This window comes from Providencia sp. PROV210 (assembly GCF_028479445.1).
Classification (GTDB): domain Bacteria; phylum Pseudomonadota; class Gammaproteobacteria; order Enterobacterales; family Enterobacteriaceae; genus Providencia; species Providencia rustigianii.
Map to the genome: position 1 here is coordinate 1 of NZ_JAMPNQ010000021.1, position 14622 is coordinate 14622.

Here is a 14622-nt window from a genome sequence, read left to right on the forward strand (position 1 = left end):
CCCTTTTTTTAAAGTTTTTTTCTGATTGGTCACACATCCATCAAATTCGACTTAAATAGCTAGTTTTTTCAGCGATTTAAAGCCCTCAGACTCCAAAACTGGGCGTAATTCCTGTAAAGCGTCATTCATTAGCATGCAATATGCAAAGTCTTCTTCATTTGAATTAGTAATTTCAGCCTGATTATTGATCAGCCAAACCGTTCTTCTCGCAATGGCAGCTCCTGAATCAATAAATCGAGTGCCGTTTGGAAGTACTTTTTCGAGCTCTTCTACTATAAGAGGGAAATGGGTACATCCAAGGATCACAGTATCAGGCGCTTCTTTCATTTTGATCCACGGTCTTATCGCTTGAGCAACTTCATCTAATGGCAACGTTTCACCATGTAATTTTCTTTCGGCTAACTGCACTAACTCTGCTGAGCCTAATAAAATGACTTTGCAGTCTGTTGCAAAACGCTCTATCAACTCTTTAGTGTATTCTCGATTAACAGTGCCTTTTGTCGCTAATAATCCCACGATACCATTACGAGTTAGTTTGGTTGCGGGCTTAATCGCCGGAACAACCCCAACAATCGGAAATGTAAAGTGCGCGCGGAGGTTAGGTAGGCTCACCGTGCTTGCTGTATTACACGCAATGACGGCGATTGTTAGCGGATGTTTTTTAGCAACGGCATTAACAATTTGATAAACCCGCTCAATAATAAACTCTTCCGTTTTTTCACCATAAGGGAAGGCTTCATTATCAAATGCATATATATAGTGCGCATTTGGGAGCATTTTTTTAACTTCACGGTAGACAGATAACCCGCCCACTCCGGAGTCAAACACCAGAATGGTCGGGCGAACAGATAGGTCGTTCTTAGAAGTTGTAGCTTCCTGTGAGGAAATATTCTCTTCCAGCGGTGCGATAACCATACGCGGTCTCATAGTCTTTATCGAACATATTAGCTATTTTACCACGAATTGTGAGATGTGAAGTGATTGGATATGCAGCAGTGATATCCCAAAGGCTAACGCCACCTACTTTAGTGCGTAGCCCATTCCCCATTTTATCGTAACGAGTACCTATATATTGATAAGTGAGCCCCATATCTAAATTATACACAGTCCAATCAAGTTGATATTTTACTTGTTGTTTCGCTCTTCTCAGTAAAACCTCATCTTTTTCTTTATCTCTTGGGTCGGTATATTGATAAGTTATTTGGTGATGGAATATTCCTGTATTAACCTCGCCAACCCATTCAAGACCTTTAATTTCTGCTTTACCAATATTTTCATAAGTACTAATTGGATTACCATATTTATAGTCAATCAAATTATTAATATCATTATGATATGTGTTTAATTGCCAAAACAATGGGCCAGTTTTACCTTCAATCCCAATTTCCCATTGTTTACTTTCTTCCGGTTTTAAATTTGGATTACCTTTTGTTGTTCCCCAATCAGATGATGAATATGCATATAATTGGCTCAAATTAGGAGCTTTATATGCCGTCGCATAAGAACCAACAAGTTTATAGCCTTCATAAAATTCCCAGCTTAATCCTGATTGCCACGTTGTATGCCAATTAAATTCTGAATGATGATCTGAGCGAACCGCAGCTTCAGCCACAACTGAATCGATAAGTGCATACTGACCTGTTAAATAAACTCCGGTATTATTTAACGTTTGTTTTTCACTTATCATTGTATAGCCACTTGGCTCAATGCTCTGATGTTGATAATCAATGCCAGCGCTAATATTACCTTTTTCTAGCCGGTAGCTATTACCCCATTGGAGATTGTATTGCTTCGATTCATCTAAATTCGAAAATTTTGCATACTGCCCATATTTTGGGTCATAGTTATAATCTTTTGTTGTACCGTAGCTGCCCATCAACATCGTTGAATATTTATCATTATGATATTTCAAGCCAGTTTCATAGGTACGGCTATATAACTTACGAGTATCAACTTGAGAATCCGCATATTTATCATAATAAGCGTCATAATCGGTTCTATTGTCATACCCATAGGCTCTCGCATAAGCAATGATGTCAGATGAAAACTGATGCTCAACACCCAACCATAATGACTTACTCAAAAATCCATCTTTATCTGGCTGTACCCTATCACCACTAAATCCCCTCGCCTCCACATCAAACCCCGTTGTATGTGTATAAGCTGCCGCCCCTGTTACCGTTGTATTCTCACCAATTTTTTGCTGTGTTGAACCGTTATAGTTTTGATATCCATAAGAACCGATACCCGCATTCAATGTTGTCCCATCGTTATCACGACGAGTAATAATATTGATAACACCACCAATAGCATCCGAACCGTAGACCGCAGATCGTGCGCCACGAATATATTCAATGCGCTGAACCAACGAGATCGGAATTTGGCTCATATCAGAAGAACCGGAAATTCCCGCTTGATTTAAACGAACACCATCAATCAAGACCAAAACATGACGAGATTCAGTTCCTCTAATAAAGAGGGAACTTAGTTGCCCCATTCCACCACTCTGAGCAACGTCCACGCCCGGTAACCGCCTTAATACATCAATCACTGAATTTGATTGCCAATGATCAATATCTTCACGAGTCACAACGGTAACAGGTGCTAATATAGAAGAAAGAGGTTGTTCGAAACGATTGGCAGATACCACCATTTCATCAGAAGAGTTTGAATTCGCACTTGCCAAAGAGGAAATACCACACAACACTGTCAGAGTTACCACCGAAAGCGGTAGCGACTTATTATTATTCATTTTTTTATACTCGGAAAATCAATAAAATTAAGATTCCGCGACGTTGAATATAAGGTTCGCGCTAATATTCAACAAAGCGATAAGGAGCGTGGTAGGTATCGGACTTATAAAGTGGCAAGTTGAGTTTCTATATATGAAGTAAAACGATATATAAAATAACAAGTTAACCTGTTATATCCCCTAAATAATTCAAGTGACATGTAGGCAGCAAGCGAAGATATCCCTAGGAGCATACTGAAGTATGTGACTAGGGTAGCTGAGCGATGCCAACACCCATGTAGCTTGAAGAATGACGGGGATACCTTAATTACCGTTGCGCGTCAGTTCTGGACTCTCACCAAATTCCCTAAAACCACAGCCAATCATCCTAAGTTGAATAGTTGTCAGTGTCTATGAATCGATAATGAAAACTGGACATCTTCGCCACTTGCCCTACAATTTCGCCCCTGATGTAAATATTGACTGTTTTATGGGGCCATATAATGCAAAACACCTTGCACACCGAAGATTACGAGCTGCAACTTGCAGAAAAAATTAACCGTCTAAAGAGTTTGATGGCCCCTTATGCTGCGCCTGAACCTGAAGTTTTTTCATCTAGCAAATCCCACTACCGCATGCGTGCAGAGTTTAGAATTTGGCATGATGGTGATGATCTCTTCCATATTATGTTTGATAAAGAGACAAAAGAACGTATCCGAATTGAGTCTTTTCCTGTCGCTAGCCAGCTTATCAACGACATGATGGTCGAACTTTTACCTTTACTGAAAAAAAGTGAATTATTGCGTCATAAATTATTTCAGATCGACTATTTATCGACTCTAAGTAATAAACTGATTATTTCCCTGCTTTATCATAAAAAATTAGGGGATGAGTGGATTACTGAAGCTAAGCAATTAAAAGCTGATTTAATCGCAAAAGGTTTTGACGTTCAGGTTATTGGGCGTGCATCAAAAACAAAAATCATGCTAGACCATGATTATGTGGATGAAATTCTGCCTGTAAATGGCAAAGAGATGATTTACCGCCAAGTAGAGAATAGCTTCACGCAGCCTAATGCGCAGGTGAATATAAAAATGTTAGAGTGGGCAATTAACGCGACTCAAAACTCTACTGGTGATCTTCTAGAGCTCTATTGTGGAAATGGAAATTTCTCTTTAGCACTAGCTCAAAATTTTAATAAAGTTTTAGCCACTGAAATTGCCAAACCATCTGTGCAGGCCGCCCAGTACAATATTGAAGCAAATAAAATTGATAATGTGCAGATCATCCGAATGTCAGCTGAAGATTTTACTCAAGCGATGAAGGGTGTTCGAGAATTTAGACGGTTAGACGGTATTAATTTGGCAAATTACCAATGTAATACTATTTTTGTGGATCCACCTCGTAGTGGTTTAGATGATAAAACAGTACAGTTAGTACAGGAATATGACCATATTTTATATATTTCCTGTAACCCAGAAACCCTATGTGACAATTTGGCCGAGCTAACCAAAACCCATAAAGTTGAAAAGTTGGCACTGTTTGATCAATTCCCATACACCCATCATATGGAAAGTGGTGTATTACTCACTCGACGTTAAGTCACGTCCATAAAAAAACACCGGATTCTAGCTGAGAATACGGTGTTTTTTATTTCTAACCCACGGAATAATTAGTGGTCAGTTTCTTCTTCTAATTCAATTTGCTGTTGCTCTCTTTTACGAGCCTTCCAACTGGTATACATCCACAGTGCAATAATCACGATAACAGTAGCAGGAATAAAATTAGAACCCACTTCAGGATGTTGGACTCGTAAAATTGCCGCGTAACCAAACATACCTAAAAAAAGGCTACCCGCGACAAATTTTGGCAACCCCATCGGCATTGCATGATGTAAATAACGCTGGTGTAAGCAATAAACAGCTAAAATTAAAGCAATAATAGGGAAAATAGAAAATTCAACTGAGGAGTTGAACAGCGCAGAGAACGTTCCATGAGTCGATAAGCCAACTACTAGAGACAATAGTAATGTGCTTCTTTCATAATTTTTGTGGTCCGTCATTGTGTCTCCTTTACTATTTGTTTAAATCAGGGTCTGTTTCATTCTGTTTTTCTTGTTCACGGCGATACCAGTAATAAGCGCCTTTAGCTATCATTCGTAGCTGTAATACCAACCGCTCTTCGAGATGACGACGTTTGTCTTCATCAATATCCAGTGCTTCAGCACCCGCACTAAATACAATAGTCACCATCGCCTCGGCTTGCATTTCCGTAAAATAACGGGGCATACGATTTTCTAGTTCAAGATAATCTGCTAATTCTGCAATAAAATGCTGGATTTCTCGCGCCACTGCAGCACGAAACTCAGCAGAGGTTCCTGAGCGCTCACGCAATAATAACCTAAACGCATTAGGGTTATTACCAATAAACTCCATAAAAGTGGAGACTGATGTACGGATCACACTCCCGCCTTTTGCGATACGCTGCCGCGCTTGTCGCATTAATTGGCGTAGCATCAGACCACTTTCATCAACCATGGTCAGCCCGAGTTCATCTACATCTTTGAAATGACGATAAAACGAAGTTGGTGCGATACCTGCCTCACGAGCTACTTCACGTAAGCTGAGACTAGTAAAACTACGCTCTGCACTTAATTGGCTAAATGCCGCTTCGACCAGCGAACGACGAGTTTTTTCTTTTTGTTTTGCTCTAACGCCAATAGTGTTGCTCACGATATTCCTAATTTCTATGCAATTAAACGTCGTTAATATATCAAAATATAACTTTCCAACGCGCCCATACCTTAAGCATACCTGAAATTTATTAATCTAGTTCAATGAAAAAATGACTCTATCTGCAATTTAACTATTTTCAGAATTTCACCCAACTCATTTTTTCTACGCTGTGTCTTTTATCGACTTTTTTTCTATAAACTTTTTATATACTTTGCTCGCTTTGATTTTCATCTGCTTTCTTTACTTATTTGTCTTTAGGATTTCGAATTGAGACAAGATGGCAAACGAATGTTACTATCACAACGTCCCTAGAATTAAAACAGGTCTTACCTCATGCAACATACCCATTTTGATGCAATTGTCATTGGTTCAGGTCCTGGTGGTGAAGGTGCCGCTATGGGGCTGGTCAAACAAGGAAAAAACGTTGCTGTTATAGAACGTTATAACAGTGTCGGCGGTGGCTGTACCCACTGGGGAACCATTCCCTCTAAAGCCCTTCGTCATGCTGTCAGTAGAATTATCGAATTCAACCAAAACCCACTTTATAGTGATAATTCCCGCAGTTTACGCTCCTCATTTTCTGAAATTCTCAAACATGCCGAAACCGTTATTAGTCAGCAAACACGCATGCGTGAAGGCTTCTATGAACGCAATGGTTGCCAGATGTTTTCTGGTGAAGCAACGTTTGTTGATGATCAGCATGTTAGTGTTCGCTATGCTGATGGAAGTTGTGATGTGCTGAGTGCTGATAAAATTATTATCGCCACAGGCTCCCGCCCTTATTGCCCTTCAGATGTCGACTTTACCCATTCCCGAATTTATAACAGTGATACAATTCTTAACCTGTCACATGAACCTCGCCATGTCATTATCTACGGTGCTGGTGTGATCGGTTGCGAATACGCATCTATATTTCGAGGATTAGGCGTCAAAGTTGATTTAATCAATACCCGAGATCATTTATTGGCATTCCTTGATCAGGAAATGTCAGATGCACTGTCTTACCATTTTTGGAATAGCGGCGTAGTTATTCGCCATAATGAAGAATATGAAAAGATTGAAGGCTTAGATGATGGAGTCATTGTTCATCTGAAATCAGGTAAAAAAGTTAAAGCGGATTGCCTGCTATTTGCCAACGGACGTACTGGTAATACCGATAATATTGGATTAGCAAATGTAGGTATTGATGCTGATGGTCGGGGCTTAGTAAAAGTTGACCATGCGTATCGTACCAGTAATGAGCATATTTACGCAGTCGGTGATGTTATTGGTTACCCAAGTTTAGCCTCTGCAGCTTATGACCAAGGACGTATTGCAGCTCGAGCAATCACTTCTGGTTTAGGTAATGCCCATTTAGTTGAAAATATTCCGACCGGTATTTATACCATCCCTGAAATCAGCTCTGTCGGTAAAACAGAACAAGAATTGACAGCGATGAAAATACCGTATGAAGTGGGTCGTGCTCAATTTAAACATTTAGCACGTGCACAGATTGCAGGAATGAATGTGGGTAGTTTGAAGATCCTCTTCCACAGAGAAACGCTTCAAATTCTAGGTATTCACTGTTTTGGTGAGAGGGCGGCTGAAATTATTCATATCGGTCAAGCTATCATGGAACAGAAAGGTGAAGGTAATACCATCGAGTACTTTATCAATACCACATTTAATTACCCAACTATGGCAGAAGCCTTCCGCGTTGCCGCATTAAATGGTCTCAATCGACTATTTTAATTTCTCAAGTGATTGTCTGGTGCACTCAATAAGCTCCAGCAATCACTCTTCGATTTTTCTTCTTTAATTACTCTCTATTTACTAAATGCTTACTTTTTGTTTTTATAATAATTATCCATTGAATTATAAATAGTTTCAGCAAGCTGCTCATAGCGACCGCGAAGTGGGGAACCTGGGCGATAAACTAAAACAATCCTACGTTTTGGTTCTGGCTCAATACAGTTCAAGTAACATACCCCATCACGACAAGCTTCATGTGGTACCGCCAAATCAGGTAATAATGTAATCCCGCTACCCGCAGCGACCATATTTCTTAGGGTTTCTAAGCTGGTTGCTCTAAAGTGGGTATCTTCCTTCGCCCCTGCTTGGAAACAAAACCCCATTGCTTGGTCACGTAGACAATGCCCATCTTCTAACATCAATAACTTCTCACCTGCAAGCTCGCTCATTTCAACCGTATCACGATCATGCCATGGATGATTCTCATAGATTGCAAGCTTCATCGGCTCTTCAAATAATGGAACGGCAATGAATGGTTCCGTTTCTTTTACATCAGCTAAAATCGCACAGTCTAATTTCCCGCTATCTAATTGAGCAAGTAACTGCTGGGTTTGAGCTTCATGTAAATAAATTTCGAGTTTTGGATGGACACGATGTAGTTCAGGAATAATATGCGGTAATAAATAAGGTGCAACCGTTGGAATAAGTCCAATATGCAATGGCCCCGACATACTTTCACCCTGCAACGCAGCCATTTCTTGCAATAATTTTATTTCTCTTAGAATTGTTCGGGCCTGCTCTACCAGCAATAAACCTTGCTGAGTAAATAGAACTTTTCGGCTTGTTCGCTCTAAAAGCATCACCCCTAATTCTTCTTCTAGCTTACGAATCTGTCCACTTAATGTAGGTTGACTTACGTGGCAAGAATCCGCAGCGCGTCGAAAATGCTTATGCTCTGCGAGTGCAACTAGATACTCCAGATCACGAATATTCATCTGTCTTTTTCCTTTCGTTAGCCTTACCTACATAGGTAATACCAATCATTATAATGAAATTATAATGTTTCATCTATTGATATAATTAATCGAAAAAATTTGTTTGATTTTTTAGGAATCTTCTCATTAAATATGAAACAGAATGTAATACAAAGAAACCAAATATGTTGCAGGCGACTTCTCGAAAATATCAATTGCCTATGAAAATATCAAATTAAACTTAATTTTCGTACATGCCCAATAAAAGAATAACAAACAAGTAAAAATGGGACTAAGAAATTTTAATTATAGATTGTGATATTCAATAAGTACCTATGAACTAGTACAAAATGTTAATTTTTTCTGTACAATAACTTTTAAAGTAGCTATCGGTAGAAATAATCATTTAAAATCAAAATAAGCTTCATAGTTACCATTGAAAAGATAACCAAAGAAACTAACTGCATGTTTTTTATGTAATACTTTTTAATATATTCAAAGTTGAATTATTAATGCTTCAGGCGAATAATTAGCCCGCTCGAATATGACGCAAAAATGTAATAAACATAAAAATATTAATTTCACTTACAATTTTATGTTCTTGTGCCGCTTGGCTTACTAAGGAATCTTCAATACATATGATATCGAATATGAAAAACATATTGTTTATCAGAAAAAACGGAATATTTGCACTTAGTAGCTTTAATTCAAAACCATCTACCATAACGATGGTAAAAATATAAAACACCTATAAAAATTTGTAATAACAACATTAATATGGAATTTATAACTCTGGTTATATCCGAGATATGGATCTAGATTATGATAGTTATGTAATTTCATTATGATAATACTAAATAAAAGATCTAAAGAGCATAAGAGATAAAACATCCATTTATGATGAACATGTTTCATTTTGTAAGTAAGAAAGCATAATTTGTAATATCAATAGATATATAATATTCGATGAATACCCATATAGTAGTATATGTACGTCTCAATATACGCAGTTTTATTTATATAAACATAAATCCTATATTAAGTATTCACTATGAATGAAACATTTTGTTATATTTTCTTTCATCACTCACTAATGTTTGTAAAATTTTATATAAAAATAAATTAAAAATCCTAGCGAAACACTATCAACTCACTCAACTTTATTTTACGTGTAATGGGTGATTGCAACCAAAAAAAGACATGAAAACTAAAAACAATAAAATAAAAAGAATTTAAATTTAAACTAAACGAATTTTTTAGTTTAATAATCTAAAGTTATTTTGATTGTTAAATTGATTGAGACATATTTAAATTGGCTATAACTATTATATTTACACACACTTAACAGAATGTGATTTACACCTTTTGCGAGTTTTTGCACATATAATAGCTTCATTGAAACAACACATATCAAACTTTACCTTATTAAATAACTAGGTCTGGAGAATACACCATGTTTAAGAAAACTATTATCTCAGCATTATCTTTAGGATTAATGATTGTATCTTTATTATCAACTCCAGCACATGCAAAAAACAATCAAACAACTGTTAGCTTTAAAGCAGCTATTGTTGTGCCTACATGCTCTTATAATATTAAAGAGGGAAATGTCGATTTACAATGTTTTAATAATGATAGTAATAAAATGAAAACAACATCGATTGATTTTAAAAACCATGCAAAATCCACTGAATGGAAAGCATTAGATAATAATCGTGGCACATACCAATTGAATTGGACTAATAAAGACAAAGGTTTAGCTATGTTTACCGTTCAACACGTATAGTTTTATATTATTGTTCTAAATTTAACTAAATCATGAATACACCCTCAACTGATATATTTAAATATCAGTAATGGATGCTTATTCTCTAAAAAATCAAAATAGGAATTACTACCATGTTAAATAAAACTATTTCAACCTTATTATCTACCTTATTAATATCTAGTGTTCTATTCACATCTCAAGCACTAGCCAAAGGCAATCAAACAACAGTTACCTTTAAAGCTGCGATTGTTATTCCACCGTGCTCTTATAATGTGCAAGACAACAATATGAACTTAAACTGCTTCAATCAAACAAAAAATAAGATGGAGTCAACCGCTATCGACTTTAAAAAACAGAGTAAATCCCTTGATTGGAAAGAGTTAAGTGATAACCGTGGAATATATCAATTGAAGTGGACTAACCAAGATAAAGGCTTTGCTATGTTCTCTGTACAACACGCTTAAAAATTAATATTTATCACCATAAAGAATTATAAAGAAAATAGGTAGTCAGCCGATATTTTATCTATCTGCAATGGCTTCGTATTGCCTAAATAACCAAATTCGGAGAATAAAAATGTTAAAAAAATCGACGCTTATCTTATTACCGTTCGCATTAATGGCAGCTACCTTATTAATAAATAATGCAAATGCAACAGCGAATAATCAAGCAACTGTGACATTCAAAGCTGCGATCGTTTTTCCTCCATGTACATATGACGTAAATGAAACCAATGTCAATCTACGATGTTTTAATGTTGAAGAATATAAAATGAAATCATCATCCATTGATTTTACAAAGCAAGAAAAATCAGCAGAATGGAAAGCATTGGATAATCATCGTGGTATTTATCAGTTCAATTGGGATACTAAAGAAAATGGCTTAGCGGTGTTAGCGGTTCAACACGCATAGCCATATCATGGATATCTTTTGGAAATAGAATATTAATAACGCATCAACATTGAGTCATAACCCTAGCTATGCCTGATTAATACAAATGGAAGGTGTTTATGAATAACATTGTTATTCATAAAGTAAATCATCCAGAATGAATAAATTGATATGTTAATAATATCTAGAAAAAAGTGTGATGGAAATTGGGGTAGTTATGCTACCCCCCATTTTTAACTACATTTCTAAGCGAGCTTTCGCATCCTCAATGGCTTTCACCACTTGCATTTGAGAAACCCCGCCTTTTGCTAAACGCTTATCAAGACATGATTGTAGCGATAAAATTTCATATACATCCAATTGGATAACTGAACTGAATTTCTGCAAATCACTCAATGCCATCTCTTCCAGTGCTTTTCCTTGTGCAATAGCTGTAACCACGGCTTCACCCACAATATGGTGTGCTTCACGGAATGGAACCCCTTTGGCGACTAAATAGTCCGCCAGCTCAGTGGCATTTGCATAACCTTGTTTTGCTGCGTCTTCACAACGTGCACGACGGATTTGAATACCATCCAGAACCAACACCGCCATATGCATGCAGTCCAACCAAGTATCTAACGCATCAAATAACCCTTCTTTATCTTCCTGCATATCTTTGTTATATGCCAATGGTAAACCTTTGAGTGTCATCATCATGCCCGTTAATGCACCTTGTACACGCCCACATTTACCGCGGATCAGCTCAAGGGCATCAGGATTTTTCTTTTGAGGCATTAATGATGAACCTGAAGTCACTTTATCAGAGAGCTCAACAAACCCAGCTTCACCACTATTGAAGAAAATGAGGTCTTCAGCAAAACGAGATAGATGCACCATACCGATACTTGCATCCGATAATAATTCCAATACATGGTCCCTATCAGATACTGTATCCAAACTGTTGCGGGTTGCCGATGAGAAACCTAACCATGATGCAAGTTGCTCACGATCGATGTCATAAGCCGTTCCTGCTAATGCACCACAACCTAATGGACTGACATCCAAACGCTTCAATGTATCTTGTAAACGGCTTTCATCACGCGCCAACATTTCACTGTAAGCTAAACACCAATGGGCAAACGTTACTGGCTGCGCACGCTGTAGATGGGTATAGCCCGGCATCACTGCATCTTGATTATTTTCTGCGGTGATCACCAACGCTTTTTGTAACTCCGTCACCGCTTCCAGTAGCAACGCCACTTGGTCTTTACACCAAAGTTTTAAATCCGTGGCGACTTGGTCATTACGGCTACGACCTGTATGCAGTTTTTTGCCTAAATCACCCACTTTATCAATCAGCTTACTTTCAACCCAACTGTGGATATCTTCTGCGTCACTTTGCAAAATAACTTCAGGGTCTGCTTGGACTTCTGCTAATAATTCATTCAGTGCTTGTTCAAGAGATTTTTGTTCGCTATCAGACAGAATGCCGACCGTAACTAATGCTTTTGACCATGCTACAGATCCCACAATATCTTGCTGCGCTAAGCGATAATCGAAACGCAGTGAATCATTGAATAGTTTAAACCGTTGATCTGCCTGTTGACTAAAACGTCCACCCCAAAGTGCCATAACGAATCCCTACCTGATTGATAAAATAAGTGTTTCACCCGACGACACATTAATGCCGCCGGGGTAATGCATATTAACGATTATTTGGCTTTATTCTGCTCTTTCAGCGCACGGATACGTGAAGAGAGTGAATATAGACGAATGAAGCCACCAGCATGGCTTTGATCGTAAACTTCATCTTCACCAAAGGTTGCAAACTCTTCAGAGTACAGGCTCTTATCCGCTTTTTTCTGAATAGCCATCACTTGGCCTTTGTACAACTTAAGAACGACCTCACCGGTCACATCCTGCGCTAATGATTCAGCCGCTGCTTGCAGAGAGTGACGCAGTGGTGCAAACCAGCGACCGTCATAGACGACATAGGACATTTCCAGACCTAACTGTTCACGCCATTTGTAGCTATCACGATCTAATACCAGTTGCTCGATGCCACGCAGTGCTGCCATCATGATGGTGCCCCCCGGAGTTTCATAGCAACCACGAGACTTCATTCCCACTAAGCGGTTTTCCACGATATCAATACGACCCACACCGTGTTTCGCACCTAACGTATTCAACGTTTCTAAACAGCCCAATGGAGATAGCTCTTTACCATTCACTGAAACGACTTCACCGTGTTTCACACCTACGGTCACTAATTCAGCTTCATCCGGTGCATCTTTCGGATCGACAGTCCATACCCAGCAATCTTGGTTAGCTGCATTCCACGTGCTTTCTAATACACCACCTTCAGTAGAGATATGCCATGCGTTCTCATCACGACTATAGATTTTTTCTAAGCTAGCGGTCGTTGGGATATTACGTACTTTTAAGTAATCCAACAGCGCTTCACGGGAACGTAAATCCCATTCACGCCATGGCGCAATCACTTTCAGTTGTGGAGCCAACGCAGTATAAGTGCTTTCGAAACGAACTTGGTCGTTACCTTTACCTGTTGCGCCATGAGCAACAGCATCCGCACCGACTTTCAGGGCAATTTCAACTTGCGCTTTAGCGATAATAGGACGCGCCATTGAAGTCCCTAGCAGGTAGCTACCTTCATACAGTGCACCTGTTTTCAGAACGGGGTAAATGTACTCTTTGATGAACTCTTCACGCAGGTCAACCACGTAGCACTCAGATGCCCCCGATTGCAGCGCTTTTTTCTCAACGCCAACGAGGTCTTCTCTATCCTGACCCACATCCGCGACGAAAGCGACAACTTCACAACCTTCGTAGTTTTCTTTCAACCATGGAATGATCGCCGAAGTATCTAAGCCGCCAGAGTATGCTAAAACAATTTTCTTGATGCCGTTTTTCATAACTTACCTATCCCAATTCTGTTTAATTAAATGTGTTATTTATTTTTTGCTCGCAAATAAGTTAGGTACTTACGACGCAATAATTCGTGTACCAATGGCGGTACCATTAAATAAGGCGGGTAACTGTTCCGCATGGCGCCAGCTAGCGATATCTACAGGGCGTTTTAATGTGGTAGCCGCATCTAAGGCCGCATTAACCTTAACAATCATGCCATCGGTAATAATGCCTTGGTCAATCAGCTTTTGAGCTTTATCCGTGGTCATTTCATCAATTTTTTGACCTTTACCATCCAGAATGCCACTAACATCAGAAAGCAAGACTAAGTCTGCATCTAAGGCTTGTGCGATAGCGGTTGCCGCTTGGTCAGCATTCACATTCATAAGTTGCCCCTCATCGGTAATTCCAATGGAGCTAATAATCGGTAAATAACCACCAGATAAAAGTAATTTCAATAACTTAGCGTCACCAGGTTTTGCGCTTCCTACATGACCCAACTCATCATTAATTTGGGTAACAACCGCACTGTGACCGTCACCAAGGGATAAACCCACAGCCGGTTGTTGGTGCTTAATCGCCCAGGCTAACAATGTTTTATTCGCTGTTCCCGCTAACGCCCCTGTAATAATATCGATTTGGTCCGCAGGAGTTACACGCAGGCCTTGTTTCTTCACAACCGGCAATTGCAGTTTTTGCATTAATTCATCAACCAAGCATCCCCCACCATGCACAATCACCAGTTCACGCTGATGAGCCTGACGGTAGGTTTGGATAGCCGTAAATAATCTTTCGAGAGCTTCTTCGCTATCAAGTAGCACGCCGCCCAATTTAATCACTAAAGGTTGCATGGAGATTTATCCTTAATAAATTGCCATAAAA

At 38.8% G+C, this 14622-nt stretch carries 13 protein-coding genes; 5 read left to right on the forward strand and 8 right to left on the reverse strand.

Annotated features, from left to right (window positions below):
• Positions 1-51 precede the first annotated feature (51 nt).
• Both murI and btuB read right to left on the reverse strand, forming a co-directional pair.
• The gene (murI, locus tag PR761_RS15795; RefSeq protein ID WP_112837478.1) at positions 52-915 is read right to left on the reverse strand and encodes a glutamate racemase; all 864 of its coding nucleotides are present in this window, start codon (positions 913-915) and stop codon (positions 52-54) included.
• The gene (gene btuB / locus PR761_RS15800) at positions 860-2752 is read right to left on the reverse strand and encodes a TonB-dependent vitamin B12 receptor BtuB (RefSeq protein WP_112837479.1); all 1893 of its coding nucleotides are present in this window, start codon (positions 2750-2752) and stop codon (positions 860-862) included. Before btuB ends, murI begins: the two co-directional genes overlap by 56 nt.
• A gap of 482 nt (positions 2753-3234) precedes the next feature.
• Here btuB and trmA point away from each other — a divergent pair, with 482 nt between their 5' ends.
• A complete protein-coding gene (gene trmA, locus PR761_RS15805) occupies positions 3235-4332 on the forward strand; it encodes a tRNA (uridine(54)-C5)-methyltransferase TrmA (protein WP_154610723.1) in 1098 nt (365 codons plus the stop codon).
• Positions 4333-4403: 71 nt separating this feature from the next.
• On the opposite strand, the gene PR761_RS15810 is transcribed toward trmA, so the two are convergent.
• Both PR761_RS15810 and fabR read right to left on the reverse strand, forming a co-directional pair.
• On the reverse strand, positions 4404-4793 hold the full coding sequence (locus tag PR761_RS15810; protein WP_039855911.1) for a YijD family membrane protein: 390 nt from the start codon (positions 4791-4793) through the stop codon (positions 4404-4406).
• Between the two features lie 13 nt (positions 4794-4806).
• Positions 4807-5463, reverse strand: a complete 657-nt coding sequence (gene fabR, locus PR761_RS15815) for an HTH-type transcriptional repressor FabR (protein WP_006816241.1) — start codon at positions 5461-5463, stop codon at positions 4807-4809.
• Between the two features lie 336 nt (positions 5464-5799).
• Between fabR and sthA the strand changes: the two genes are divergently transcribed.
• On the forward strand, positions 5800-7197 hold the full coding sequence (gene sthA / locus PR761_RS15820; protein WP_006816242.1) for a Si-specific NAD(P)(+) transhydrogenase: 1398 nt from the start codon (positions 5800-5802) through the stop codon (positions 7195-7197).
• Positions 7198-7286: 89 nt separating this feature from the next.
• Here the strand turns inward: sthA and oxyR are convergent, their stop codons facing one another.
• On the reverse strand, positions 7287-8192 hold the full coding sequence (oxyR, locus tag PR761_RS15825; RefSeq protein WP_006816243.1) for a DNA-binding transcriptional regulator OxyR: 906 nt from the start codon (positions 8190-8192) through the stop codon (positions 7287-7289).
• Positions 8193-9624: 1432 nt separating this feature from the next.
• Between oxyR and PR761_RS15830 the strand changes: the two genes are divergently transcribed.
• The 3 genes from PR761_RS15830 to PR761_RS15840 all read left to right on the forward strand — a co-directional run bounded on the left by PR761_RS15830 (position 9625) and on the right by PR761_RS15840 (position 10851).
• A complete protein-coding gene (locus PR761_RS15830; protein ID WP_154610722.1) occupies positions 9625-9957 on the forward strand; it encodes a pilus assembly protein in 333 nt (110 codons plus the stop codon).
• A 113-nt stretch (positions 9958-10070) separates the two neighbouring features.
• Positions 10071-10403: a hypothetical protein gene (locus PR761_RS15835; protein WP_006816247.1), complete on the forward strand. Its 333-nt coding sequence runs from the start codon at positions 10071-10073 to the stop codon at positions 10401-10403.
• A gap of 112 nt (positions 10404-10515) precedes the next feature.
• Entirely contained in the window at positions 10516-10851 is a 336-nt protein-coding gene (locus tag PR761_RS15840; RefSeq protein ID WP_154610721.1) for a pilus assembly protein, read from the forward strand.
• A gap of 216 nt (positions 10852-11067) precedes the next feature.
• Here PR761_RS15840 and argH read toward each other — a convergent pair whose 3' ends face one another.
• The 3 genes from argH to argB all read right to left on the reverse strand — a co-directional run bounded on the left by argH (position 11068) and on the right by argB (position 14591).
• On the reverse strand, positions 11068-12444 hold the full coding sequence (gene argH / locus PR761_RS15845; protein WP_006816249.1) for an argininosuccinate lyase: 1377 nt from the start codon (positions 12442-12444) through the stop codon (positions 11068-11070).
• 80 nt (positions 12445-12524) lie between these two features.
• A complete protein-coding gene (locus PR761_RS15850; RefSeq protein WP_006816250.1) occupies positions 12525-13745 on the reverse strand; it encodes an argininosuccinate synthase in 1221 nt (406 codons plus the stop codon).
• 69 nt (positions 13746-13814) lie between these two features.
• A complete protein-coding gene (gene argB / locus PR761_RS15855) occupies positions 13815-14591 on the reverse strand; it encodes an acetylglutamate kinase (RefSeq protein WP_006816251.1) in 777 nt (258 codons plus the stop codon).
• Positions 14592-14622: the final 31 nt, after the last annotated feature.

What these genes read in the sequence shown, in the direction of transcription:
- murI (WP_112837478.1), bottom strand. Translation starts at nt 915, where the DNA reads ATGGTTATCGCACCGCTGGAAGAGAATATTTCCTCACAGGAAGCTACA.
- btuB (WP_112837479.1), bottom strand. Translation starts at nt 2,752, where the DNA reads ATGAATAATAATAAGTCGCTACCGCTTTCGGTGGTAACTCTGACAGTG.
- trmA (WP_154610723.1), top strand. Translation starts at nt 3,235, where the DNA reads ATGCAAAACACCTTGCACACCGAAGATTACGAGCTGCAACTTGCAGAA.
- PR761_RS15810 (WP_039855911.1), bottom strand. Translation starts at nt 4,793, where the DNA reads ATGACGGACCACAAAAATTATGAAAGAAGCACATTACTATTGTCTCTA.
- sthA (WP_006816242.1), top strand. Translation starts at nt 5,800, where the DNA reads ATGCAACATACCCATTTTGATGCAATTGTCATTGGTTCAGGTCCTGGT.
- oxyR (WP_006816243.1), bottom strand. Translation starts at nt 8,192, where the DNA reads ATGAATATTCGTGATCTGGAGTATCTAGTTGCACTCGCAGAGCATAAG.
- PR761_RS15830 (WP_154610722.1), top strand. Translation starts at nt 9,625, where the DNA reads ATGTTTAAGAAAACTATTATCTCAGCATTATCTTTAGGATTAATGATT.
- PR761_RS15835 (WP_006816247.1), top strand. Translation starts at nt 10,071, where the DNA reads ATGTTAAATAAAACTATTTCAACCTTATTATCTACCTTATTAATATCT.
- PR761_RS15840 (WP_154610721.1), top strand. Translation starts at nt 10,516, where the DNA reads ATGTTAAAAAAATCGACGCTTATCTTATTACCGTTCGCATTAATGGCA.
- argH (WP_006816249.1), bottom strand. Translation starts at nt 12,444, where the DNA reads ATGGCACTTTGGGGTGGACGTTTTAGTCAACAGGCAGATCAACGGTTT.
- PR761_RS15850 (WP_006816250.1), bottom strand. Translation starts at nt 13,745, where the DNA reads ATGAAAAACGGCATCAAGAAAATTGTTTTAGCATACTCTGGCGGCTTA.
- argB (WP_006816251.1), bottom strand. Translation starts at nt 14,591, where the DNA reads ATGCAACCTTTAGTGATTAAATTGGGCGGCGTGCTACTTGATAGCGAA.